General features: G+C 68.7%; 17 protein-coding genes and 4 tRNA genes. 5 read left to right on the forward strand and 16 right to left on the reverse strand.

The window, feature by feature from the left end; translation table 11 throughout:
* The first annotated feature begins 24 nt into the window (after positions 1–24).
* Positions 25–555, forward strand: a complete 531-nt coding sequence (locus HHL10_RS10640; protein WP_169160345.1) for an ankyrin repeat domain-containing protein — start codon at positions 25–27, stop codon at positions 553–555.
* A gap of 102 nt (positions 556–657) precedes the next feature.
* Here the strand turns inward: HHL10_RS10640 and HHL10_RS10645 are convergent, their stop codons facing one another.
* Positions 658–1,335, reverse strand: coding sequence for a hypothetical protein (locus HHL10_RS10645; RefSeq protein WP_169160346.1), 678 nt, complete (start codon positions 1,333–1,335; stop codon positions 658–660).
* A gap of 331 nt (positions 1,336–1,666) precedes the next feature.
* On the opposite strand from HHL10_RS10645, the gene HHL10_RS10650 reads away from it, so the two are divergent.
* Positions 1,667–2,146, forward strand: coding sequence for an aminoacyl-tRNA deacylase (locus HHL10_RS10650; protein ID WP_169160347.1), 480 nt, complete (start codon positions 1,667–1,669; stop codon positions 2,144–2,146).
* A gap of 64 nt (positions 2,147–2,210) precedes the next feature.
* On the opposite strand, the gene HHL10_RS10655 is transcribed toward HHL10_RS10650, so the two are convergent.
* Genes HHL10_RS10655 through HHL10_RS10675 form a run of 5 tightly spaced genes read right to left on the reverse strand, consistent with a single transcriptional unit; the run spans position 2,211 to position 8,696 of the window.
* Positions 2,211–3,110: a hydroxymethylglutaryl-CoA lyase gene (locus HHL10_RS10655; protein ID WP_169160348.1), complete on the reverse strand. Its 900-nt coding sequence runs from the start codon at positions 3,108–3,110 to the stop codon at positions 2,211–2,213.
* Positions 3,107–5,113 (reverse strand): acetyl/propionyl/methylcrotonyl-CoA carboxylase subunit alpha, encoded by a 2,007-nt coding sequence (locus HHL10_RS10660; RefSeq protein WP_169160349.1) that lies wholly within the window; start codon positions 5,111–5,113, stop codon positions 3,107–3,109. The genes HHL10_RS10655 and HHL10_RS10660 overlap by 4 nt, the downstream gene beginning before the upstream one ends.
* A gap of 1 nt (position 5,114) precedes the next feature.
* Positions 5,115–5,906, reverse strand: a complete 792-nt coding sequence (locus HHL10_RS10665) for an enoyl-CoA hydratase/isomerase family protein (RefSeq protein ID WP_169160350.1) — start codon at positions 5,904–5,906, stop codon at positions 5,115–5,117.
* Between the two features lie 7 nt (positions 5,907–5,913).
* Positions 5,914–7,521, reverse strand: a complete 1,608-nt coding sequence (locus HHL10_RS10670) for a carboxyl transferase domain-containing protein (protein WP_169160351.1) — start codon at positions 7,519–7,521, stop codon at positions 5,914–5,916.
* On the reverse strand, positions 7,521–8,696 hold the full coding sequence (locus HHL10_RS10675; RefSeq protein ID WP_169160352.1) for an isovaleryl-CoA dehydrogenase: 1,176 nt from the start codon (positions 8,694–8,696) through the stop codon (positions 7,521–7,523). Before HHL10_RS10675 ends, HHL10_RS10670 begins: the two co-directional genes overlap by 1 nt.
* Before the next feature lie 110 nt (positions 8,697–8,806).
* Here HHL10_RS10675 and HHL10_RS10680 point away from each other — a divergent pair, with 110 nt between their 5' ends.
* The 3 genes from HHL10_RS10680 to HHL10_RS10690 all read left to right on the forward strand — a co-directional run bounded on the left by HHL10_RS10680 (position 8,807) and on the right by HHL10_RS10690 (position 11,705).
* Complete coding sequence (locus HHL10_RS10680) at positions 8,807–9,817, forward strand: AraC family transcriptional regulator (RefSeq protein ID WP_169160353.1); 1,011 nt, start codon at positions 8,807–8,809, stop codon at positions 9,815–9,817.
* A gap of 121 nt (positions 9,818–9,938) precedes the next feature.
* Positions 9,939–10,772, forward strand: coding sequence for an endonuclease/exonuclease/phosphatase family protein (locus HHL10_RS10685; protein ID WP_310734579.1), 834 nt, complete (start codon positions 9,939–9,941; stop codon positions 10,770–10,772).
* An 18-nt stretch (positions 10,773–10,790) separates the two neighbouring features.
* Positions 10,791–11,705, forward strand: coding sequence for a pirin family protein (locus HHL10_RS10690; protein ID WP_169160355.1), 915 nt, complete (start codon positions 10,791–10,793; stop codon positions 11,703–11,705).
* Positions 11,706–11,786: 81 nt separating this feature from the next.
* Here HHL10_RS10690 and HHL10_RS10695 read toward each other — a convergent pair whose 3' ends face one another.
* The 10 genes from HHL10_RS10695 to icd form a co-directional block, all read right to left on the reverse strand.
* Positions 11,787–12,236: a hypothetical protein gene (locus HHL10_RS10695; RefSeq protein WP_169160356.1), complete on the reverse strand. Its 450-nt coding sequence runs from the start codon at positions 12,234–12,236 to the stop codon at positions 11,787–11,789.
* A 123-nt stretch (positions 12,237–12,359) separates the two neighbouring features.
* On the reverse strand, positions 12,360–15,587 hold the full coding sequence (locus HHL10_RS10700; protein ID WP_169160357.1) for an Eco57I restriction-modification methylase domain-containing protein: 3,228 nt from the start codon (positions 15,585–15,587) through the stop codon (positions 12,360–12,362).
* Positions 15,587–18,472, reverse strand: coding sequence for a DUF8741 domain-containing protein (locus HHL10_RS10705; protein WP_169160358.1), 2,886 nt, complete (start codon positions 18,470–18,472; stop codon positions 15,587–15,589). The genes HHL10_RS10700 and HHL10_RS10705 overlap by 1 nt, the downstream gene beginning before the upstream one ends.
* On the reverse strand, positions 18,469–20,925 hold the full coding sequence (locus HHL10_RS10710; protein WP_169160359.1) for a DEAD/DEAH box helicase family protein: 2,457 nt from the start codon (positions 20,923–20,925) through the stop codon (positions 18,469–18,471). Before HHL10_RS10710 ends, HHL10_RS10705 begins: the two co-directional genes overlap by 4 nt.
* Positions 20,926–21,059: 134 nt before the next feature.
* Positions 21,060–21,135: transfer RNA gene (locus HHL10_RS10715), tRNA-His, on the reverse strand.
* 48 nt (positions 21,136–21,183) lie between these two features.
* On the reverse strand, positions 21,184–23,112 hold the full coding sequence (locus tag HHL10_RS10720; protein WP_169160360.1) for a SurA N-terminal domain-containing protein: 1,929 nt from the start codon (positions 23,110–23,112) through the stop codon (positions 21,184–21,186).
* A gap of 123 nt (positions 23,113–23,235) precedes the next feature.
* A tRNA-Val gene (locus HHL10_RS10725) sits at positions 23,236–23,311 on the reverse strand.
* Between the two features lie 158 nt (positions 23,312–23,469).
* Positions 23,470–23,545: transfer RNA gene (locus HHL10_RS10730), tRNA-Asn, on the reverse strand.
* A gap of 54 nt (positions 23,546–23,599) precedes the next feature.
* Positions 23,600–23,675, reverse strand: a tRNA-Asn gene (locus HHL10_RS10735).
* 153 nt (positions 23,676–23,828) lie between these two features.
* Positions 23,829–25,082 carry an NADP-dependent isocitrate dehydrogenase gene (gene icd / locus HHL10_RS10740; protein ID WP_169160361.1) on the reverse strand — a complete coding sequence of 418 codons (1,254 nt, stop codon included), beginning with the start codon at positions 25,080–25,082 and terminating at the stop codon, positions 23,829–23,831.
* Positions 25,083–25,119 lie beyond the last annotated feature (37 nt).

A 25,119-nucleotide genomic window follows, 5' to 3' on the forward strand; every position in this document is an offset into this window, starting at 1 on the left:
CCGGATTCAGATTCAGGAGCCCTCATGCACGACGCCGTCGCCCCCAAGCCGCCCATGGACCCCGAAACCCTGGACTTCCTGCACGCGGTGCTGGACGCCGTGCGCCGCGGCGAGGCGGCGCGGCTGGCGCCGCTGCTCGATAAAGGCCTGCCGCCGAACCTGCGCGACCACAAGGGCGACAGCCTGCTGATGCTGGCCGCCTACCACGGCCACTTCGACACCGCCGAGGCGCTGCTGCGCCATGGCGCTGATCCCGAGCTGGCCAACGACCGCGGCCAGACCCCGCTGGCCGGCGCCGCCTTCAAGGGCGACCTGCGCATGGCACGGCTGCTGCTCGACCATGGCGCGCGTGTCGATGGCACCGGACCGGACGGGCGCACGCCGCTGATGGTGGCGGCGATGTTCAACCGGCTGGACATCCTGGAACTGCTGCTGGCGCGCGGCGCCGACCCGGCGGCGCGGGACGCAGCCGGCATGACGGCATGGGAAGCGGCGCTGAAGATGGGCGCGGTGGAGGCGGCGCAGCGGCTGGGGCAGACGCCATCTTCTCAGTGAAGGAGCATCTGCCCATCTGCCGGAAATTGCTCCAACCACTGCGAACACGCTCGAACCTCGAAGCGAGCTGGCACACGCGGGAAAACTCAGACGACCGTGGTATCAAAAGGTGCATCTGGTCGCCACCCAATACCTGGCCTGTTCACCAATGGCCCTGATCTCCGCGCTATAAGCCTCGACGTGCTCATTCAAATAATCCACCATGCGCATTTTCGCTCGATAATCAATAACAGTAAAGTTATAATTGCTGTCAAAGAATTTCTTGCAGGCACGCCGATGGACTTCCTCGTGCAGCCTCAATATCTCGGCCAGGCAGGGGGAGGACACGGAAATCGTGATTTTGCAATCGCCTCCATTCGTGAACCCCAACGAATTCGGAACCGCCGGTGCCGCCGTTGCAGGCCCGGTTCCGTCTGGAGGCGCGGGGTCCCGGCCAGCATCAATGGACTCCTGGATCAACTCGTCGCTCTCAAGATTGCGCTGTTTTGTCCACAGCAAGCTCCGGGTCGTGGGATGGCTGAATTCTTCGATCTGCCGGTACAGGCTTTCGAGCGCCAGCGTGGCGTTTTCTCCCCGCTTGGCCAGGATATTTGCGTTCTGCTGGCTGCAGGGGCAATTCCGGAGAGACGGTGCAGCAAAGGACTTTTCAGGAGCCATCAAATCAGGGAAAGATGGGGCAGCGGGCGTAGAGTTGCCTAGCGGTTGTGCATGCGCCGAACAAGATACTGCCACGAGACCGATAATCCTCAGAGCATTTCGGACAGGGCGCGAATTTCTCATGATGAAACCTCCATGGCAGGTTCATTCAGCGTTCCGCAGCAGTTGGAATGCTCATTGCGCCAGATCAATTCCGCGCTCTCCAGGAATTGTTTTCAAACATATTCATGGCCCGCGCGTTACAAGCCCAGCGTCCTGGTCTCAAGCGTGAATGCACGAGAGCTGCCGATTCACGCCGGCAAGGTCTGCCCAGGCGTTGGCAGCCCTCCAGGACCTGCACCCGTGTGCCACTGCGACGCCATCGGGGCCAAGCCGCCGGTCCGCGCTGCGCGGCGCACACTCAGCCTGCGCCCCGCCGCGCGGGGCCGCTTTCGCATCGACCAAGGAGGCTCACATGTCCATTCCTTCGCGTCTATCGAACTACCTGCAGCAGCACGGCACCCGCTATGAGCTGTGCATGCATCCCCACAGCCGCAGCAGCGCCGAGACCGCCCGCAGCGCGCACGTGCCGCCCAGCCAGTTGGCCAAGGCGGTGATGCTGGAAGACCAGCACGGGTGCGTGATCGCGGTGCTGCCCGCCGACAAGAGCGTGATGCCGCACGAGGTGGCCGAGCTGCTGGGCCGTCAGGAGCTGCGGCTGGTGAAGGAGCCCCGCCTGGGCGAACTGCTCGACGGCTGCGAGCCCGGCGCCGTGCCGCCCGTGGGCATGGCCTGGGGCATGGAAACCGTGGTGGACGATGAGCTGGAGCAGCGCGAGCTCGTCTACCTGGAATGCGGCGACCACGAGTCGCTGCTGCGCCTGACGCAGGAGCAGTTCCATGCGCTGATGCATGGCGCGCGCTGGGGGCGCATCGGGCGGGCGCCGATGCATTGAACCTTCAATGAAAAAGCCCGCGGCCCGCCTTCCGGCTGCCGCGGGCTCCAGCAACGGCCCGGCCTCAGGCGCAAGCCGCCCGCATCGCCCGCGTCACCTTCGACCCCGGCTCGCGCCCCAGCACCGAGCTGATCCAGGCCGAGCATTCGGTGAGCTTGCCCAGGTCCACCCCCGTGTCCGCCCCCAGGCCCTGCAGCAGGTAGACGATGTCCTCGGTGGCGACGTTGCCCGAGGCGCCCTTGGCGTAGGGGCAGCCGCCCAGGCCGCTGACGGAGGCGTCGAACACGCTCAGCCCGAAGTCGTAGGCCGCGTACACGTTGGCCACCGCCATGCCCCACGTGTCGTGGAAATGGCCGGCCAGCCGCTCCAGCGGCACCCGGTCCGCCACGGCCTCCAGCATTGCCAGCACCGTGGCCGGCGTGCCGGTGCCGATGGTGTCGCCCAGCGACACCTCGTAGCAGCCCATGCCGTGCAGCCGCGCCGCCACCTCCGCCACCCGCACCGGGGCGACCGGGCCCTCGTAGGGACAGGCCACCACGCAGGAGACGTAGCCGCGCACCTTCACGCCCGCCGCGCGCGCGGCTGCCATCACCGGCTCGAAACGCGCCAGGGATTCGGCGATCGAGCAGTTGATGTTCTTCTGCGAGAAGCTTTCGGAGGCCGCCGCGAACACCGCCACTTCCTTGGCCCCGGCCGCCACCGCGGCCTCGAAGCCCTTCAGGTTCGGCGCCAGCACCGGGTAATTGACGCCCTCGCGGCGCTGCAGGCGCTGCATCAGGTCGGCGTGGTCCGCCATCTGCGGCACCCACTTCGGTGAGACGAAGGCGGTGGCCTCGATGTCGCGCAGGCCGGCATCGGCCAGCCGCCCGATCAGCTCCAGCTTCACGTCGGTGGAGACGGGCTGCTTCTCGTTCTGCAGGCCGTCGCGCGGCCCGACCTCGACGATGCGCACGCTGCGGCTCATGACTGCTCTCCAAACTCGACCAGCTCAGCACCATCACTGACCTGCTCACCCGGCGAGAAGCGGAAGGCTTTCACCACGCCGGCACGCGGCGCGGTGATGGTGTGCTCCATCTTCATGGCCTCCAGCACCAGCAGCGGCGCGCCCTTCTCCACCGCCGCGCCCGGCTGCGCCAGCCAGGCGATGACCTTGCCGGGCATGGGCGCGCGCAGGCCGCCCTCGGCCTCGTCGCCGCCGCCGCCCACGTGCAGGCTGTCCACCAGGCTCAGCGGCCAGCTGCGCCCGTCCAGGAAGACATGGCGGCGCTCGCCCGCGGCCACCACCGCCGCGTGCAGCCGGCGCTCGCCCAGCTGCACCAGCAGCGCGCCGTCGGCGCCGGGCGTGGCCCGCGCCTCCACGGCCGGTCCACCCTCCAGCGCCAGGCGCCAGGCCTGCCGCGGCAGCACCTCCACGCCGATGGACTGCTGCTGCTCGCCCAGGCGCAGCTGCAGCTTGCGCCGCGCGCGGCCGTTGAGGCGCCAGCCGTCCAGCGCGGTCCAGGGCGAGTCGGGCTCGGCGCTGCGCTGCGCGGCCTTGTCGGCCAGGCGCTGCTCGCGCAGCAGCTCGGCCAGCGCGGCGATCAGCCACACCTCCTCCGGCACGGCCTGCACCGGCGGGAACAACAGCCCTTGCTCGCGCTCGATCAGCCCGGTATCCAGCCGCGCCTCGGCAAACGAGGGCAGCGCCACCAGCCGCGCCAGGAACTCGACGTTGTTCTGCACGCCCACCACGCGGTATTGGGCCAAGGCCTGGCGCATGCGCGAGAGGGCCTGGCGCCTATCCGCCCCCCAGACGATCAGCTTGGCGATCATCGGGTCGTAGTGCGGCGTGATCTCGTCGCCCTGCTCCACGCCGGTGTCCACGCGCACGTGGTCGCTCTCCGGCGGCGGCACCAGGTGCACCAGCCGGCCCGTGGAGGGCAGGAAGCCGCGGTCCGGGTCCTCGGCGTAGATGCGCGCTTCCAGCGCGTGCCCGTCGATGGACAGCTGCTCCTGCGACAGCGGCAGCGGCTCGCCCGAGGCGACGCGCAGCTGCCACTCCACCAGGTCCAGCCCCGTGATCATCTCGGTGACCGGGTGCTCGACCTGCAGCCGGGTGTTCATCTCCATGAAGTAGAACGAGCCGTCCTGGTTGGCGATGAACTCCACCGTGCCGGCGCCCACGTAGCCCACGGCCTTGGCGGCGTCCACCGCGGCCTGGCCCATGGCGGCGCGGCGCTCCGGCGTCATGCCCGGCGCGGGCGCCTCCTCCAGCACCTTCTGGTGGCGGCGCTGCACCGAGCAGTCGCGCTCGAAGAGGTAGACGCAGTTGCCGTGCTTGTCGCCGAAGACCTGGATCTCGATGTGCCGCGGCTGCAGCACGTACTTCTCGACCAGCACGTGGTCGTCGCCGAAGGCGTTGGTGGCCTCGCGCTGGCACGAGGTGAGCGCGGCCTCGAAGTCGGCGGCGCGGTCCACGCGGCGCATGCCCTTGCCGCCGCCGCCGGCGCTGGCCTTGATCAGCACCGGGTAGCCGATGGCTTCGGCCTGCGCGGCCAGGAAGGCGGGCTCCTGGTTGTCGCCGTGGTAGCCGGGGGTGAGCGGCACGCCGGCCTGCTGCATCAGCGCCTTGGCGGCGGACTTGCTGCCCATGGCGCGGATGGCGGACGCGGGCGGGCCGATGAAGGCAATGCCGGCAGCCTCGCAGGCCTCGGCGAAGTCCTCGTTCTCGGACAGGAAGCCGTAGCCCGGGTGCACCGCCTCGGCGCCGGTGGCGCGCGCGGCCTCCAGGATGCGCTCGGCCACCAGGTAGGACTCGCGCGCCGCGGCCGGGCCGATCAGCACGGCCTCGTCGGCCAGCCGCACATGGCGGGCATTGGCGTCCGCCTCGGAATACACGGCCACCGTGGCGATGCCCATGCGCCGCGCCGTCTTGATGACGCGGCACGCAATCTCGCCACGGTTGGCGATCAGGATCTTCTTGAACATCTCAACGTCCTCCCACCCACGCCGCCGGCCGCTTCTCCAGGAAGGCGGATAAACCCTCCTTCGCTTCGGGCGTGGCCCGCAGCGTGGCGATGCGCCGCGCGGTGTCCTCGATCACGTCGGCGTCGATGGGCCGGTCGGCCACGGCGCGGATCAGCTCCTTGGCCGCCGTCTGGGCGCGCGGGCCGCCGGCCAGCAGCGCCTCCACCACCTTGTCCACCGCCGCGTCCAGCCCCTCGGCCTCGGCCAGCTCGTGCACCAGGCCCAGCTCCCAGGCGCGCTGCGCAGTGATGCGCTCCGCGGTCTGGAAGTAGCGCGTGGCCTGGCGCTGGCCGATGGCGCGGATGACGTAAGGGCTGATGGCCGAGGGAATGATCCCGAACTTCACTTCCGAGGTGGCGAACGCCGCCGCGGAGGAAGCGACGCAGATGTCGCAGGCCGAGGCCAGCCCCATGCCGCCGCCCAGCGCCGCGCCGTGCACGCGCGCGATGGTCGGCTTGGCGCAGGCGGCGATGGTGCGGAACAGCTCGGCGAGCTTGCGCGCGTCCTCCAGGTTCGCTTCCAGCGGCGCTGCGCTCTGGCGCTGCATCCAGTTCAGGTCGGCGCCGGCGGAAAAACTCTTGCCTTCGCCCGCCAGCACGATCACGCGCACGGACTCGTCCGCGTCCAGCTCGCGGAACGCCTGCGTGAGAGAGGCGATCAGCGCCTCGTCGAAGGCGTTGTGCACCTCGGGCCGGCTCATCACCACGCGGGCGACGCCGCCGGCGCGTTCGATCTTCAAGGGTTGCGTGCTCATACCGGCCTCACATGCGGAAGACGCCGAAGCGCGTCGGCTCGATGGGCGCATTGAGCGCGGCGGACAGCGACAGCGCCAGCACGCGGCGCGTCTGCGCCGGGTCGATCACGCCGTCATCCCACAGCCGCGCCGTGGCGTAGTACGGATGGCCCTGGTCCTCGTACTGCTGGCGCACCGGGGCCTTGAAGGCCTCCTCCTCTTCGGCGCTCCAGCTGCCGCCCTTGGCTTCGATGCCGTCGCGGCGCACGGTGGCGAGCACCGACGCGGCCTGCTCACCGCCCATGACGCTGATGCGCGAGTTGGGCCACATCCACAGGAAGCGCGGCGAGTAGGCCCGGCCGCACATGCCGTAGTTCCCGGCGCCGAAGGAGCCGCCGATGATCGCGGTGATCTTGGGCACCTGCGCCGTGGCCACGGCCGTGACCATCTTGGCGCCGTCCTTGGCGATGCCGCCGTTCTCGTACTTGCGCCCGACCATGAAGCCGGTGATGTTCTGCAGGAACAGCAGCGGGATGCCGCGCTGCGCGCACAGCTCGATGAAGTGCGCCCCCTTCTGCGCCGACTCGCCGAACAGGATGCCGTTGTTGGCGACGATGCCCACCGGCATGCCGTGCAGCGCCGCAAAGCCGGTGACCAGCGTGCTGCCGTAGCGGGCCTTGAACTCGTCGAAGCGCGAGCCGTCCACCACGCGGGCGATGACCTCGCGCACGTCGTAGGGCTTGCGCGTGTCGCGCGGGATGATCCCGTACAGCTCCTCCGGGTCGTAGCGCGGCGGCTCGCTGGACTGCAGCGCCACGGTGGCGGGCTTGCGGTGGTTGAGCCGGTCCACGATGCGCCGCGCCAGGTACAGGGCGTGGCTGTCGTTCTCGGCCAGGTGGTCCGCCACGCCGGAGATGCGCGTATGCACGTCGCCGCCGCCCAGGTCCTCGGCGCTGACCACCTCGCCGGTGGCGGCCTTCACCAGCGGCGGGCCGCCCAGGAAGATCGTGCCCTGGTTACGCACGATCACGGTCTCGTCGCTCATGGCCGGCACGTACGCGCCGCCGGCCGTGCACGAGCCCATCACCACCGCGATCTGGGCGATGCCCTGCGCCGACATGTTGGCCTGGTTGTAGAAGATGCGGCCGAAGTGGTCGCGGTCCGGGAACACCTCGTCCTGCTTGGGCAGGAAGGCGCCGCCCGAGTCCACCAGGTAGATGCACGGCAGCCGGTTGGCCTGCGCGATCTCCTGGGCCCGCAGGTGCTTCTTCACCGTCATCGGGTAGTAGGTGCCGCCCTTCACCGTGGCGTCGTTGGCCACGACCATGCACTCCACGCCCTGCACGCGGCCGATGCCGGCGATCAGGCCGGCGCTCGGTGCGTCGCCGTTGTACATGCCGTGCGCGGCGAGCTGGCCGATCTCCAGGAAGGGGCTGCCCGGGTCCAGCAGCTGGTCCACGCGCTCGCGCGGCAGCAGCTTGCCGCGGGCGGTGTGCTTGGCCCGCGCGGCCTCGCCGCCGCCCTGCGCGGCCTGGGCGGCCTGCTGGCGCAGGTCCTCCACCAGCGTGCGCATGGCGTCGGCATTGGCCTTGAACTCCGCCGAGCGCGGATCGATGCGACTGTCCAGCGCCTGCATCACAGCGTCTCCGCAAACAGCTCGCGGCCGATCAGCATGCGGCGGATCTCGCTGGTGCCCGCGCCGATCTCGTAGAGCTTGGCGTCGCGCCACAGCCGCTCCACCGGGAATTCCTTGGTGTAGCCCACGCCGCCCAAGGTCTGGATCGCCTCGCCGGCCATCCAGGTCGCCTTCTCGGCCGAGTACAGGATCGCGCCGGCGGCGTCCTTGCGCAGCGAGCGGGCGTGGTCGGCCGAGTCGCAGGCCTTGCCGACGGCGTAGACGTAGGCGCGGCAGGCCTGGTGCGTGGTGTACATGTCGGCCACCTTGCCCTGCATCAGCTGGAACTCGCCGATGGACTGGCCGAACTGCTTGCGGTCGTGGATGTACGGGATCACCGCGTCCATGCACGCGGCCATGATGCCCAGCGGGCCGCCGGAGAGCACGGCGCGCTCGTAGTCCAGGCCGCTCATCAGCACCTTCACGCCGCCGCCCACGGCGCCCAGCACGTTCTCCTCGGGCACCTCGCAGTCCTCGAAGAACACCGGGTAGGTGTTGGAGCCGCGCATGCCCAGCTTGTCGAGCTTGTTGCCGAAGGACAGGCCCTTGAAGCCCTTTTCGAGAATGAAGGCGGTGATGCCCTTGGGGCCGGCCTCGGGGTCGGTCTTGGCGTAGACGATGAGGGTGTCGGCGTCACCGCCGTTGGTGATCCACATCTTCGAGCCGTTGAGCACGTAGCGGTCGCCCTTCTTCTCGGCGCGCAGCTTCATGCTGACCACGTCGGAGCCGGCGTTGGGCTCGCTCATGGCGAGAGCCCCGACGTGCTCGCCGCTGACCAGCTTGGGCAGGTAGCGGTCCTTCTGCGCGGCACTGCCGTTGCGGTGCAGCTGGTTCACGCACAGGTTGGAGTGCGCGCCGTAGCTCAGGCCCACCGAGGCCGAGGCGCGCGAGACCTCCTCCATCGCGATGATGTGGGCGAGGTAGCCCATGTTGGTGCCGCCGTACTCCTCGCTCACCGTCATGCCGTGCAGGCCCAGCTCGCCCAGCTTCTTCCACAGGTCGGCGGGGAAGAGGTTGTCGTGGTCGATGGCCGCGGCGCGCGGGGCGATCTCCTTGGCGGCGAAGTTGGCGACGGTGTCGCGCAGCATCTCGATGGTCTCGCCGAGGCCGAAGTTCAGGCCGGGAAGCTGGCTCATGGGGGATGTCTCCTTGTGCGGGTTCAGGCGGGGTCCGATCCGTCAAGGGTAGGCGCGGACGCAGCACGGTGGCGGCCAGGGAGGTTGCAAAAGCTGCCAAACTTCGGGCCATGCAACAGCCCGCCGCCGTCACGCCCATGGCCTTCGTCCGCTGCATCGCGCTGGCCTTCGAGCGCCGCGGGATGGACCCGGCCCCGGCGCTGGCGGCGGCACAAATCACGCCAGCGCAGTTACAAGAAGCGGACGCGCGCATCACGGCGTTGCAGATGGAGGCCGTGTCCGCCGCGGCGATGCAGGCGCTGGACGACGAGGCGCTGGGCTGGTTCTCGCGCCGCCTGCCCTGGGGCAGCTACGGGATGCTGTGCCGCGCCAGCACCGGCGCCGCCACGCTGGGCCTGGCGCTCAAGCGCTGGTGCCGGCACCACCGGCTGCTCACCGAGGACGTGCTGCTGCGGCTGGAGGTGCTGGATGACACGGCGCGGCTGTCCATCACCGAGCAGCGCGACTTCGGCCCCCTGCGCGAGTTCTGCCTGGTGACGCTGCTGCGCTACGTGCACGGCTACGCCTGCTGGGCGGTGGACTCGCGCATCCCGCTGCTGGAGGCGAGCTTTCCCTTCCCGGCCCCGCCGCATGCCGCCGCCTACGACCACATGTTCCCCGGCCCGGTGCGCTTCGGCGCCGACGCGGCGGGTTTCAGCTTCGACGCGCGCTACCTGGCGCTGCCGCTGCGCCGCGACGAGGCGGCGCTCAATGCGATGCTGAAGCGTGCCCTGCCGCTGACGGTGCGGCAGTACCGGCGCGACCGGCTGCTGGCGCAGCGCGTGCGCGAGCGGCTGCGCCAGCAGCCCGGGGCCACGGCGGACGAGGTGGCGGCGGCGCTGTTCCTGTCCACGCGCAGCCTGCACCGGCAGCTGCAGGAGGAATCCACCACGCTGCAGGCGCTCAAGGACGCGGTGCGGCGCGACATCGCCGTGGAGCAGCTGCTGCGCAGCAACCGGCCCATCAAGCAGATCGCGCAGGCGGCGGGCTTCGACAACGAAAAAAGTTTCACCCGCGCCTTCAAGGGCTGGACCGGGGAGTCGCCGGCGGCGCTGCGGCAGCGCTCGAAGCTGTCCGGATAGCGTGAGCGGCTGACAACATTGCTTGCAGCCCCATCTGCCCGGCGGCGGCACAGTCGGGGCAACGTGCGGGCATCCCATCTGCCCGCCCCGCCCTCAGCCCGGGAGAACCCGCTTGAAACTCGTGACCTGGAACATCCAGTGGGGCCGCGGCAGCGACGGCCGCGTCGACCTGCCGCGCCTGCTGGCGGATGCCCGCAAGCTCGCCGACTTCGACGTGCTGTGCCTGCAGGAGGTGGCTGACGGCTGGCCCGACCTGCCCGGCGGCGCGGCCGGCAACCAGTTCCGCGACCTCGCCCTGGCGCTGCCGGGCTTCAGCGCGGTGGAAGGCGTGGCGACGGACCTGCCCGGCCCCGGCGGCACGCGCCGACGCTTCGGCAACCTGCTGCTGACGCGGCTGCCGGTGCTGCAGGTGCTGCGGCATCAGCTGCCCTGGCCGGCCGACCCGGCCGTGCCCAGCATGGCGCGGCTGGTGATCGAGGCCACGCTGCGTGCGCCCTTCGGGCCGCTGCGCGTCATGACCACCCACCTTGCCTACTACTCCCTGCGGCAGCGCCTGGCCCAGGTGCAGCGGCTGCGCGAGCTGCACCAGGAAGCGGTGGCGCACGCGCGCCAGCCGCGGCCCGCGGAGGAAGGCCCCTTCGCGGCGCTGCCGCGCGGCGGCGCGGCGCTGCTGATGGGCGACATGAACTTCAAGCCGGACTCGCCGGAGTACCGGCGCCTGCTGGCGCCCTTCCCCGACGCCACGCCCGCCTGGACCGATGCCTGGACCCGGCTGCACCCCGGGCAGCCGCATCCGCCCACCTTCGCCCCGCACGAAGGGCCAGCGCCCGAGGCGCCCTACTGCTGCGACTTCGTGTTCGCCAGCGCCGACCTGCTGCCGCGCCTGCGCGCGCTGCGGGTGGACGCCGCCACCACCGCCTCCGACCACCAGCCGCTGCTGCTGGAGCTCGATTGACCGCCCCGGGAGACCCCCATGGATGCTCTGGAAACCATCGTCATTCCCCGCAGCTCGGACCTGGGCGAGGGCTTCACCGTACGCCGCGCGCTGCCCTCGGCGGCGCGGCGCATGGTGGGGCCCTTCGTGTTCTTCGACGAGATGGGGCCGGTGCGCTTCGAGGCCGGGCGCGGGCTGGACGTGCGCCCGCACCCGCACATCGGCCTGGCCACGGTCACGTACCTGACGCAGGGCGAGATCCTGCACCGCGACAGCCTGGGCGTGGTGCAGCCCATCCGCCCCGGCGAGCTGAACTGGATGACGGCCGGGCGCGGCATCGTGCACTCCGAGCGCACGCCGCCCGAGGCCCGCGACGGCCAGGCAATGCTGGCCGGGCTGCAGCTGTGGGTGGCGCTGCCCCGGGCGCAGGAGGAAGTCGAGCCCTCCTTCGTGCACCACGGCGCGGGCGAGCTGCCGCAATTGGAGGCCGAGGGCTGCCGCCTGCGCGTGATCCTGGGCGACTTCGAGGGCGCGCACTCGCCGGTGCGCACGCTGTCGGAGATGTTCTACGTGGAGGTGCACCTGGCGCCCGGCGCGCAGCTGCCGCTGCCGCCGCTGCACGAGGAGCGCGCCGCCTACGTGCTGTCCGGACAGGTCTCGGTCAATGCCGAGGACGCGGCGCACGGCCACGGGCCGCAGCAGCTGCTGGTGTTCAAGCCGGGCGAGCCGGTGGTGCTGTGCGCGCCGCGCGGCCCGGCGCACCTGGTGCTACTGGGCGGGCCGTCCATGGACGGGCCGCGCTACGTGTGGTGGAACTTCGTCTCCAGCTCGCGCGAGCGCATCCAGCAGGCCCAGGCCGACTGGGCCGCCGGCCGCTTCGCGCCGGTGCCGCAGGAGACGGAGTTCATCCCGCTGCCCGAAAACCGGCCGCTGCCGCCGGTGAGCTATCCCTGAGGGCCAGAGCCCACGCAAGTGCCAGCCGATGGCTCCGAACATCGCCACGTTGAGCAGCGCCAGCATGCCCACCGTGGACGCTCAGCTTTCGGAGCGTTGAAGCTCCCCAAACAATTCCCCCGTCTGCACATCAACCCCCGGCCGGCGCTTGCCGGCTTTTTTCGCAGTGGATTTTGGAGCCTGGGCCGCCTGCAGTTTCTCCGCCTCCGCCCGCTCGTGATTCAGCACCAGCAGCCGCCGCAGCAATTCGCGCCGCGCGGTGGGGCTGATCGTGAAACGCACGCGGTCCTTTTCCGGCAGGGTTTCGACTTCAAAGAAATCATGGCCGAGGTCCAAGTCCTGCCAGCCATAGGCGTCGCGCACGGCGCTGTCCAGCGCGACATGCAGGCGGCGCAATTCCAGCAGCCTTTCATAACCAGCCTGCGCCACATCCGCCGGCTTCCTGCTGATTTTCGCCACCAGCTCCGGCGTTAAGGCTCGGGCATGGAACAGGTTATAGATACCGGTCAGCCCCAACCACAGTTCGCGCATCAGGCGGCGGCGATGCTCGTGGTAGCGCTCGCCGATGCGGGCCAGTTTCTGGTCAGGAATACGCCAGAGATTGCCGGGGAAGGCGAAGGTTTCAAAGCATTTTGATGGCGAATAGCGCAGATCCTACTTCAGGGTACCGCTGTATTTTCTTACCCAAATTTCATGTACACCAGATTGAACTACGGCATAAATATCCCAACGTTCGGAAGCTAAGACATTCAAAGTGTGCGAATAAACATAGTCAGCAGGCACTTTAGAAAAATTTAAATATTTTGTAGTGCCGGCAGTCACAAAGCAACAAGACAGCGAAGAAATAGATCTATACAACCCTGGCCTATGGTCTGCATGCATCCACCAGCGCTCTCGCACATGAACTCGATTCTGCAAGTCACGCATGGGCTTTACAAGCTCCTTAACTCGTCTAAAAGGCCCCTCATATGCAGATGCATCGTCTTGACTACGACCGGAGAAATTAATAATCATGCGAACGGAACGTTGATCCGGCACGTTATTGATCTCTTGCCCATTAATAACTGACCAAATTACTTCTTTATTGACCTCGCCCTCGGCTATCAAGCCCTCAGCGTCCTTCTGATTCAGAATAAAACCTTCGCCCAAAAAATGTGATCCAACGAAGATGCGCGCACCATTCTCAGCAAGTTGGCTGGGTGTCTTATCCTGTGCCTCATCATCCAAGAAGGCGTTGATGGAGCGAGCAGTTTTACCATCAAGCATTCGTCCGCCAGCAAATTTATCCTGATGAATAGCCAATAAAGACACAACTATATTAGCTCGCCCCGGCCACTTAACAGCACGCATGGCGAAGTTAATGTCTGCTCCTTTAGACAACAAAACCTCCAATCCATCCTGGCGAACATCACCATCCCGGATCGAATTCGTCGTGATGAAGGCCATATAACCACCCACATTCATCAGCGAGTGCATGCGCCGCACAAAATAGACAACCAAATCACTCAGACCAGCCGGAGCATACTCCCATCTCACGTAAGAACAAAATTCATGGCCGTACTTTCCGCTGATTTGTCGGTCACCGAGATAAGGCGGATTACCGAGGAGACAATCAAACCCACCCCGCGCCATGACCTCCGGAAACTCCAGGAACCAGTGGAAAAAGCGCTTGCGCTCGGCCACGGCCAAGGCCGCGTCCACGCCCGGCCCTTCCGGCCTGCGCTCGCCGCGCCAGTACGGGCGAAAGGCGTCCTCGGTCACGTGCAACCCGGCCTGGCCGGCCTGCTTGGGTAAATAGAACTGGGCGATGGGCAGCGCCGCGAGCCGGCGCATCAGCTGCGCCAAGGGCGACTGCGACAGCGCGATGAAGCACGCCTGCTTGGCTTGCACCTCCTGCGGCGTGTGGTCCGGCATCGCGTCCAGCGCGCGCCAGTCGCGCAGCGCAGCGTCCAGGTCGCGCGCGGCTTCCGGGTCGAAGCTCAGCGTTTCCTGGCCCTTGTGCCCGGCGCGGTTGCGCCGGCGCAGCGCGGCCACGGTGTCCTTGTCGTCGCCGGGCAGCCGGGTAAAGGCTTCGTCGGGCACGCCGCGCGCGCCGATGTCCTCGCGCCGCACATAGCCCACGATGGCGTTGCCGCACTTGATGTGGTGGTCGAGGAAGCGCAGCGGCTCGCCCGGTACGTGCGCCTCCAGCCACAGCGCCACCTTGCACAGCTCCACCGCCAGCGGATTGAGGTCCACGCCGTAGATGCAGTGGCGGATCACGTCGCGCAGCGCCTGCCGGAACGTGGAAGGCGCGGGCTGCTCCTCGCCGGTGCGCACCACGGCCAGCTCCGTGGCGATGCGCCGCGCCGCCGCCAGCAGGATGTGTCCCGAGCCGCAGGCCACGTCAGCCACGCGCAGGTCCAGCAGCGCGGCCTCGCGGGCAGCGCGGTCCGGCGCCTTCAGCCGCTCGGCGATCAGGTGGTCCAGCGAGTGTTTCAGCAGCGGCTGCACCAGCTCGTCGGGTGTGTAGTGCGAGCCGGTGTTGGCGCGCTCGTCGCTCCGCTTCAACTCAAAGGCGGGCTGCGCGCCCTGCCACAGCAGCACCGGCGCGTACTCCAGCAGGCCTTCGTAGACGGAGCCGAACTCCTCCACGTTCAGCGCGCCGTAGTTGACGCGGATGAGCTGCCCGCTGTCCGGGTGCGCGTACAGGCTCAGCGCCCGCAATGCCTGCAACAGCGCGTCGTTGCCCAGCGCGCAGCCGGCCAGATCCACAAGGGCGTCGCGGCCGAACAGCTCGCCGGCCAGCGGCGCCAGCCCCAGCGTCGCGCCCGGCCCGCCGGCCTCGAACAGCCCGAAGGTGGACAGCAGCGCCGGCCACAGGTCGGCGTGGCGCCGGTCGGCCAGGTGCCGCTTCTCGCTCAGGCGGCGCAGGCGCTGCAGGCTGTAGTGGCGCGCGTAGACCTCGCGCCGGCGCGCGTCCGCGCCGGGCGGGAAGACCAGGCCGCGCTCCTCGATCACCATCAGGAACAGCAGCCGGTAGATCAGCCGCAGCAGCTGCTGATAGAGGCGGTCGCTGCCCAGCCCGCCGCCACGCAGCCGCTCGCGCAGCGCCGCGTTGGCCGGGTGTTGAATGAAACCGTTGGCCAGTCCTTTCAGGGCCTGCTCCACCGCGCGGGACAGGCCGGCACGGATGCGCGAGCCGGCGTCCAGCGAATCCTGGTGGTAGCGCTCCAGCCAGCACTGCGCCGCCTCCTCGCGCCGCGCCGGCAGCCGGCTGGTATGCAGCAGGCGCCACAGCAGCGCGAAATCGGCGAACAGGCCGTCGCCGAAGATGCGCTCCAGGTCGAACTCCAGGTAGGAAAGCTTGATCAGCCGCGAGCTGTCGCGCAGCAGCCGCAGCACGCGGCCGTTGGTCACCAAGCCGTAGAGCTCGTCGGCCAGGTTCAGGACCTCCTGCACCATGGCATGCGCCGACATGCGCGGCGCGCCGGCACGCGGCTCGGCCCTGCGGTCCAGCCCGGCCGGGTCGCGCCAGCCCAGCACGTGGACCACGCTGCCGCCGCGATTGACCAAGCGGTGCGACAGCGGATAGAGCTTGCCGTTGAGTTCCGTGTGCCGGGTCTGGAATTCGAGCCGGTAGCCCAGCAGGCCCAGCAACGGCAGCACCCAGTGCTGGCGTGTCTCGCGGGTGGCAGGGCTGTCCGGGCACAGCGCGGCCAGCTTGCGCTGAAAGAGGCGCCAGAGCTCCTGCGCGTCGGCCCAGGCGCGGGCGATCTCGTCCTTGACCTTGGCAGCGTCCGCCAGGCCGAAATCGGCCGGACGCTGGCCGGGCAGGTCTTCCAGCCGGCCCAGGATGTCGGGCGAGAAGATCGCGCCCTCGATGCGCAGGGACGGATACATCACCGCGGCACCTCCGGCAGCAGCACGTAGACGCCCAGCAGGTCCATGGGCAGCACGGGGTGGACGCGCTGAGAACGCTGCTGGTCCATCAGCGCGCTGAAGCGCTCATGCACCTCGACCAGCCGCCGCGCCTGGCTCTGGGCCAGCTCGGTGAGGGCTGCATCCAGCCGCGCCAGGGTTTTCAGTTCGTTGGCGAGAAAGGCGGCGCGCGCCTGCGGCGACAGCTCCGAGGCAGCGCGCGCGTTTGCCAGCAGCGCCTCGGCTGCCGCGTGATCCAGGAACCCGCGCTGCGGCGGCAGGCCGTGCCAGCCCCACAGCAGCATCTCCTCGGCCACGAGCTGAGCCTGATCCCGCACGGCCTCGATGACGTGGCGGCAGCGCAGCAGCAAGAGCGTGGTCTTGGTGGCGACGGCGTGGGTGCGGATCACGGCCGCGCGCGCGGCACGCGGGCCCTGCCGGACCAGCGTATTGGTCATCACCAGCTGGCACAGCTGCTCCACGAAGGCGTGGTTGCGGCCCAGGTACGTGAAGCCCACGGGCGTCGGCGATTGAAAGCTCACCCGCACCGCCGCGCCGGCCGCGGCGCCGGGCAGTGCCTCGCACAGCGCGGGCGCGAGGTTGTCGCAGACGATGCGCCAGCCCGGCCCCTGCGGCCGGACCTGCGCGCCGAACAGGTCCGGCAGCGCCCGGGTGACGAAGCGCTCGACCGCCCGCGGGTCGCCCAGGGCCTCGTCCACTGCGCGCAAGTCGGCCTCGATGTCCTGGGCCCGGAGGGCGTGCTGGGCGAAGACGCTTGTGCAGGCCTGCTGCTGGGCCAGCGCGGCATCAACCTCGTCCGTAACCGCGTTCCTGGCGGCAGCGCCCTCTTCGAAATCGCCGTCCTCGAACAGCAGGCCCTGCGCGCCCTCGCGCGTGCTGAGGCCGCGCTCCGGGTTCAACAGCAGCGCGTGGGTGATGGTTTCAATGACGGTGCGCGAGTCCTCCGGGAACGGCACGTTGATGCCGGTGGCGCGCCGGATCTCGCGCACCTTGCGCAGCAGCACGTCCAGCACGACGCCGTCGATGGGGTTGTCGGCGCCGTAGAGCAGGCAGGCTTTCACCACCGGCGCGGTCTGCCCGAAGCGGTCCACGCGGCCCTCGCGCTGCTCCAGGCGGTTGGGGTTCCAGGGCAGGTCGTAGTGCAGCACTGCCGTGAAGTGCTGCTGCAGGTTGATGCCTTCGCTGAGGCAGTCGGTGGCGATCAGCACCCGCAGCCGCGAGCGGCCCATGGCCTCGATGCGCTGGCGGCGCAGCTCGTCGGGCAGCTCGCTGGTAAGGACTTGCAGCTCCAGGCCCTTGAACTCCTGGCGCAGCAGCGGCCCCAGTTGCTCGCCCAGGTACCTGGCCGTCTCCACGTAGCGACAGAACACCACCGGGCACTGCGGCGCGGCTTCCTTGAGCCAGGCCGTGAGCTGGCGCGCGGTGGCCAGCAGCTTGCGGTCCTGCGCCGGGCCGGCCAGGGCCTGCAGCGCTGCGGCGAATTCGCGCAGCTGCCGGCGCTGGGGCTCGGACCAGTGGGCGCGTTCCACCACCTGCACCGGCGCGTGGTCGTCCTCGCGGCCGGGCTCGCTGTCGCCCACGGGGTTGAAGAACAGGTCGTCCTCGGGGATGTCCACGGCCGCCGCTGCGGCGCACTGCTCATCGCGCGCCAGGTCCGTGAGCCTGGACAGCCGCATGTGAAGCATCGCCATGCCCGCCGCCGGGCTGGACATCACGCCACGCAGCAGGCCCAGCGCGCTCCAGTAATGCGCCCGCTGCGACGGCTCTCCTGCCGCTGGAGCGATGAGCCGGCGCGACAAGTGAATGAGCGCCTGGAACAACCGCCGGTAATCGGGTGACAGCTCGTAGCTCAGCTCGAAGGCGTCGCGCCTGGGGAACGGCGTGTCCTCGTTCAACCACTTCTCGACATCGGCGCGCTTGCGCTGCACGAAGTGGCGCGCCAGCTCGCGGCGCTGGGGCTGCGTGGCGGTGGGCAGGTCGATGCTGTCGAAGCCCGGCTTGAGCAGGCCCAGCAGCGACTGGAACTCCTGCGCCTTGCCGCTGTGCGGCGTGGCGGTGAGCAGCAGCAGATGCTGCCGCTTGGCCGCGATGCGGCTGACCAGGTGGTAGCGCTGCTGCTGCGCCGCGGCAGCGCCGGCGGGGCGGGCGCAGGCATGGGCCTCGTCCACGATCACCAGCTCCGGGCACTGCTCGACGAACACGTCCCGGCGCGCGTCCGACTTGATGAAGTCGATGCTGATGACCTGGAACGGATAGTGGTCGTAGACGCTGGTGTCGCCCTGGACCTGGCGGTCCAGCCGCGCCTGGGTACTGCTGCGGATGACCACGGCCTCCAGGTCCAGCTTGGCGCGGATCTCGGCCTGCCACTGCTCGCACAGCTGTGGCAGGCACAGCACCGCGAAGCGCCGGATGCGGCGTCGCTCCAGCAGCTCGCGCACCACCAGCAGTGCCTCCACCGTCTTGCCCACGCCCACGTCGTCGGCGATGAGCAGCCGCGTCACGTCCTGCCGCAGCGCCATCACCAGCGGCACCATCTGGTACGAACGCGGGCGGAACGACAGCTTGGCCAGGCAGCGGAACGGCCCCGCGCCGTTGCGCAGCGCCAGCCGCGCGGCGTCGTGCAGCAGCCGCGCGCTGGCGAAGTCGCCCAGGTCCTCAGCGCTGGGCGGCTCGAAGCGGGCGTCGCGCGGCAGCTCGCCGCCCAGTGGCAGGAACAGGCCGGTGACCTCGTCCTCCGCGCCGCCCAGCGGCTTGAGCAGCAGCAGCTCGGGGTCGGCCGAGGGCAGCACGACCCAGTCGCGCCCGCGCAGGGACACGAGCCCGCCGGGCTGGAAGGCGACGCTCACCGCACCGGGCCGAACAGGTCCGGCCGCTGCGCCACGCGCTCGGCCAGGTCGTCCCCCGCATGCCAGACCCAGACCTCGTCGCCGCGCGCCAGCAGGGCCTCGCGCTGGACCTCATCCGCTTCGCGCACGGCCAGTTCGCCGTCCGGCAGGTCGTCGCAGAAGATCCAGGCGCGCGGCGCATAGTGAAAGTCGGGGCGGACGTAGAGCCCGTCCACGCGCTGCCGGGCCACGTCGGGCAGGCGCAGGCCGCGCGCGTACAGGTGCTCGATGAAGCGGCGGGCGGCGGGCGCTGCAGGATCAAGTTGCTTCAGCAACCGCGCGTACCGAGCCGCGTAGTCTTGCTGCGCAACGGCAGCGGGCTGCTCCAGGGAGCCGCGGCACAGCCGGTCCAGCGCGTCGTCGATACGGTCACTGCTGCCATTTCGATCCGGCGCCGTGGCGACCGCGCCGACGCTGCGACGCAGCGACCGCGCCCGCTTTATCACCGTCGAGAAGGTGTCCGGCTCCAGCAGGCGCGACAGCACACCGGCGCCGCCCGCCTCCGTCTCGTGCAGCAGGATGCCGGGCCGGCTTCCCTGCCCCACGTTGGCCGCGCCCAGCTCGCCTGGCCCCAGTTGGTGGCAGTACCCGATGGCACGCAGCAGCAGGTCCTGGAGCGCGAGCACGCCTTCGCGCTCCAGGCCCAGGAACACCGCGGGCAGGAGCAGCAGCACATCGGCCGGGTACGAGGCGCGGAGCCTGACGCGGCGGAGCTGCCTCGGCGGTGTGGAAGCGTTCTCAAGTGCGCAAGGGCACCAGGTGCCGCTGAGCAGATCCAGCGGAAAGCCCTCGGCCTCGCTGCCGCGCCAGCCGCGGTTGAGCTGCACCAGGCGCGCGCCGGGGATGAAGCCCAGGTCCAGCAACGTCCGGCCACCCGCCTTCAACCAGGCCTGCCTGACGGCGCCCGTGTGGCCGTCACCGATGCTGAAGCAGGTGTCGATGTCGAAGCCGCACGCACCCGCTTCGTCAGCGGGAGACGGCGCATCGACCTCCTCGGCATGGGCGTCAGCCACCTCCAGCAGGTCGTGCAGGACTTCGCTGACGCCTGCGTCCGAGAGGCTCACTCCGCAGACAGGGCAGGTCTCGCGCTGGCGCTGCCCGGCTTCCAGCAGGCAGCCGCAAGACCGGCAGAGCTTGGCCGCGGTGAGCGCCGGGCCCGCGTCCGGCAACACGAACCGGGTCAGGCGGTAGCACCGCCCTTCGTGATGCAAGAGCGCCAGCGGCCCAAGCTCGTGCAAGGCGGTGGCGCGAGGGCGTGAAATGAATTGACCCGGGCCGCACGCCGACGACAGGAACACGCGCAGTGGTTGCCGCCTCACCCCGTGGCTGGGCAGAAAGCCTTCGGCGGCGAGAAAGTGGGCCGGATCGAATTCCGGTCCGGCGTCGCTGCAGGCGTTGCGCAGCCACCGGAGCTGGCGCGCCGCCTCGTCCTGGCGGCGCTGTTGGTCAAGGCAGGCCTTTCCTCGTGAGGAAAGTAGTTCATTTTGAAGCTTGTACGTTGCATGCTCGTGGGTGGCATAAGCCGCACGGTAGAGCGCACGCCAGCGGTCCAAGGCCTGGTCCAGCTGCTGGGGCAACGCGTCAAGCGCGTGCTCGACATGGTCATGGTCGAACTGCTGGGTACGGACCTGCAGCGGCAGATCGCGCAGGCTGTGCTCGAAGGCAGCATGGATGCGGTCACGCATCTGGGGCGCGAGCCGCAGCGCAGCGCGCAGCTCGGGACGCAGGGGCAGCCCGGGCTGGCTCTCCTCGACGAAGGCGCTGAGCGACGGCCGGCCATCGACGCGCCAGGGCCATGCAGGCCACCCGACCTCGGAAACGGTCAGTGCATGAAGGTGTGCCCGCAACGGTTCGGGATGCAGCATGGCCGGTGGCTCCGGGTTGCCGATGCAGCTCAAGGCGTGCCGGCACTGCATCCGGTACCGGCGTACGAGCAGCGCCAGCTCGGCAGCCTGCAAGCCGGTGCGGTCATGGGCGTCGCCAAGGCATGCAAGCACGCGCAGTCCACAAAGCAGGCTGTCGCGCAGCTCGGGGCCGGCCCAACCCATGAGCCATCGGTCCAGCGTCGCCGCGTCGGTCAGCAGCAGTTGCGGCGGGTCCAGACGCAGGCGCTCGTGTACCTCATGCGGCGCGTGGCTGGTGCATGCGGCGAAGCGGATGGGAAAGCGGTCTCCGCCGCTCTCCTGGTGGTTGCCTGCGCAGCGGTTCAGGCTCTCCAGCGCGTCCTGGAGCCGGGCCGGCGTCGGGCACACCACCACCGCAAGGATGCTTCGGGCCGATGAGTCGCGCTGCGACGCGTGCAGCAGCGTGGTGTCGAGTACGGAGCGGAGCTGCGGATCGAGGCCGTGAAAGGAACTGCGGATGTACTTCGAGTCGTCCTCGCCCGCCCGCTGGTGTGCCAGCAGGACGTCCATCGTGCATTCCCCTCCCGTGTGCTATTTGTGACTTTTTATTTCAGCAGCCGAGTCAGGACGATTCGGGCATCCCCGAAAACAACAAAGCCTCCGCGAGGGAGGCTTTGTGTGTCAGGCATCACTGCCTGGTGTTTTGGGGTGGCTGATGGGACTCGAACCCACGACGACCAGAATCACAATCTGGGACTCTACCAACTGAGCTACAGCCACCGTCGAAGAAATGAAATTCTAATACGAATTCCTGCGTCTGTGCAAGGGTCAGCGCGAAATTTCTGAAGCCGCGCTTTCGGCCGGCACGGCAGCCACGGCCGGCGCCTTGATCTTCACGTCAAAGCGCTTCTTCAGCGTCTCGTAGTAGGCACGGCCTTCCGCCGAAGCCCAGGCCTGCGGGTACTGGCCCTGCAGCGCGGCCAGCGCCGGCGACTGCGCATTCGGCGCCTCGACCTTGATCAGCCGCGCCACCACGAAGCCTTGCGGCACGTCCACGCCCAGCAGCGCGGGCAGCTTGCTCGCATCGGCGCGCATGACGGCATCCAGCGCCGCAGGCGCCAGATCGCCACGCTCGGCGCGCGACACCGTCACGGGCGCGGGCAGCGAAGCCGCCGCGGCGTCGCCGCCTTCCTTGAGCTGCGCCAGGCGGGCCTGCCCGTCCTTGCGCGCCAGCGCCAGCGACTGCTCGGCCACCACGCGCTCGCGCACCTGCAGCTGCACTTCCTCGAAAGGACGCACGCGCTCGGGCCGGTACTCCACGACGCGGGCGGAAACGAGCTGGTTGGCGCCGATCTCCACGGCTTCGGTGTTGCGCTTGTTGCGCAGCACGTCGTTGGAGAACACCGCCTCCAGCAGCTTGGCCGAGGCCAGCGCACCGGCCGCACCAGGCGCGGGCGTGCGCTGCACGGTGGCCGTCTGCTTCTTGAGCTTGAGCTTGTCGATCACCGGCTGCAGCGAGTCCGGCTGCTCGTAGACGGTGTTGGTGAACTGCTCGGCGGCCTCGGTGTAGCGGCTCTGTGCCAGTTGCTTGCGCACCTCAGCCTCGATCTCGCCACGCACGGCCTCGAAGGGCTTCTTCTCGCCGCCGCGCACGGCATCCAGGCGGATGATGTGGTAACCAAAGTCGGTTTCCACCACGTTGCTGATCTCGCCGGGCTTCATGGCGAAGGCCGCGTCCTCGAAGGGCTTGACCATGGCGCCACGGGCGAAGAAGTCCAGGTCGCCCCCCTTCTGCGCAGAGCCCGGGTCCTGCGACTCCTTCTTCGCCACGTCGGCAAAGCTCGCCGGGTTCTTGCGCAGCTCGGCCAGCAGCGCTTCGGCCTTGGCCTTGGCCTTGGCGCGCTCGGCCGCGGGCTGGTCCTTGTCGGAGGCGATCAGGATGTGGCTGGCACGGCGCTGCTCGGCGCTGGTGTAGCGCGCGGCATTCTCGTCGTAGTACTTGCGCAGGTCTTCCTCGCTCACGTTCACGTCCTGCTGCAGCGCCTCGGCGTTGAGCACCACGTACTCGATGACGGCCTGCTCGGGTGCCTTGAAGCGAGCCTGGTTGGCGTCGTAGTGGGCCTTGAGCTCGGCATCGGTCGGGGTGACGCGCGCGGCGTAGTCGGCGGCGTTGAAGCGCTGCAATTGGACCTGGCGCTGCTGCAGCAGCGCGTCCAGCGCCAGCTTGCCGGCCGCCGGCATGGCGGGCGCCGTCTCGGTGATGCCGGCGAGCACCTGGCGCAGCGTCAGGTCACGGCGCAGGCGCTCGGCGAATTGCGCCGAGCTCATGCCCTGCGCGGCCAGCATCTGCGTGTTGATGCTGTTGTCGGGGTTGCGCAGGAAGGCGTACTGCGGATCGGTGACGAAGAGGCGCTGCAGCCGCTCGTCGTTGACCGCCAGATGCTGCTTCTCAGCGGCGGACATCAGCACGCGCTCGCGCACCAGCTGGTCCAGCGTCTCGCGCTTGAACTGGGGCGAGTCCAGCAGCTTGGCATCCACGCCCGGCATTTGCTGGCGCAGCCGCTCGGCCTGCTGCTGGTGCGCCGCATCCCACTGCGCCTGCGTGATGGCATGCCCGTCGACCTCGGCCACCGTGGCGTTGCCGCCCTCGGTGAAGCGGCTGTAGCCCTGTACGCCGAAGAACACGAAGGAGGGAAAGACCAGCAGCACCAGCAGGAACTGCAGCAGCCGGGTGTGGGTGCGTACGAAATCGAACATGGGTTCCTCGAGCAGGGTCCTGAGGCCGCGGCACGGCGAAAAAGCGTCGCCCGGATGCGACAAAGGCGAACCACGGTTCGCCTTTGAAGCCATCTGCCTGCCGGCCTTGCAGCCGCCGCGGGGTGGTGGGTGCTGAGGGGTTCGAACCCCCGACCTACGCCTTGTAAGGGCGCCGCTCTACCAACTGAGCTAAGCACCCGCGTCGGACCGAAACCGCTAGTGTAACCGCGTCGGTGGCGTCTTCCGGACGCCCTTCCCTGCGGCCGCACATGGGCGGCGGGCCCGTCCTGCCACTGCAGCGGCGGCAGGACGTCCCTCAACAAAAAATGCCCGCTGGCGCGGGCATTTTCTGGAATTTGGCTCCCCGACCTGGGCTCGAACCAGGGACCTGCGGATTAACAGTCCGTCGCTCTACCGACTGAGCTATCGGGGAATTAAAACACCGCTCAAACGCGGCGCCTCTTCGGTACTACTTCAGTGTTTCTGTTGGCTCCCCGACCTGGGCTCGAACCAGGGACCTGCGGATTAACAGTCCGTCGCTCTACCGACTGAGCTATCGGGGAACAGAAGCTGAGATTCTAGCAAGGATTTCAGACCTGGCAAGCGATTTCATCACTTTTTTGTCTGGCAGCTCCTTGCGGGCCGCGCAGGCTCATGACGTGAGCCCGCCGAACGGACAACCGGCCCGGCACCCGAAGGCGCCGGGCCCTGCCTCATCACATGTTCTCGATCATCACCTGGCCGAAGCCCGAGCAGGAGACCTGCGTCGCGCCCTCCATCAGGCGGGCGAAGTCGTAGGTGACCTTCTTGGACTGGATCGACTTTTCCATGGAGCTGATGATCAGGTCAGCCGCCTCGGTCCAGCCCATGTGGCGCAGCATCATCTCGGCCGACAGGATCTCGGAACCAGGGTTCACGTAGTCCTTGCCCGCGTACTTCGGCGCCGTGCCGTGCGTGGCTTCGAAGCAGGCCACGGAGTCGGACAGGTTCGCACCCGGGGCGATGCCGATGCCGCCGACCTGTGCGGCCAGGGCGTCGGAGATGTAGTCGCCGTTGAGGTTGAGCGTGGCGATCACGGAGTACTCGGCCGGGCGCAGCAGGATCTGCTGCAGGAACGCGTCGGCGATCGAGTCCTTGACGATGATGTCTCTGCCCGTCTTCGGGTTCTTGAACTTGCACCACGGGCCGCCGTCAATCTCCACGGCGCCGAACTCGCGCTTGGCCAGCGCGTAGGCCCAATCACGGAAGCCGCCTTCCGTGAACTTCATGATGTTGCCCTTGTGGACGATGGTCACGCTGGGCTTGTCGTTGTCGATGGCGTACTGGATCGCCTTGCGCACCAGGCGCTCGGTGCCCTCGATCGACACGGGCTTGATGCCGATGCCCGAGGTCTCCGGGAAGCGGATCTTCTTGACGCCCATCTCCTCGATCAGGAACTTGATGACCTTCTGGGCCTTCTCGCTCTTGGCTTCGTATTCGATGCCGGCGTAGATGTCTTCCGAGTTCTCGCGGAAGATGACCATGTTGGTCTTCTCGGGCTCCTTCAGCGGGCTGGGCACGCCCTTGAAGTACTGCACCGGGCGCAGGCAGACGTAGAGGTCGAGTTCCTGACGCAGGGCCACGTTGAGCGAGCGGATGCCGCCGCCCACCGGCGTGGTCAGCGGGCCCTTGATCGACACGACGTATTCGCGCAGCACGTCCAGCGTCTCGGCGGGCAGCCAGACGTCGGGGCCATAGACCTTCGTGGACTTCTCGCCCGCGTACACCTCCATCCAGTGGATCTTGCGCTGGCCGCCGTAGGCCTTCTCCACCGCGGCATCCACGACCTTCAGCATCACGGGCGTGATGTCGAACCCGGTGCCGTCGCCCTCGATGTACGGAATGATCGGGTTGCTGGGGACATTGAGCGAGAAGTCCGCATTGACGGTGATCTTCTGCCCACCCTCGGGCACCTTGATGTGTTGGTACATGGAAACTCGCTCCGGCGTGGGGTTGTGGAATGAGACC

It is taken from the genome of Azohydromonas caseinilytica, assembly GCF_012927045.1.
GTDB classification, from domain to species: domain Bacteria; phylum Pseudomonadota; class Gammaproteobacteria; order Burkholderiales; family Burkholderiaceae_C; genus Azohydromonas; species Azohydromonas caseinilytica.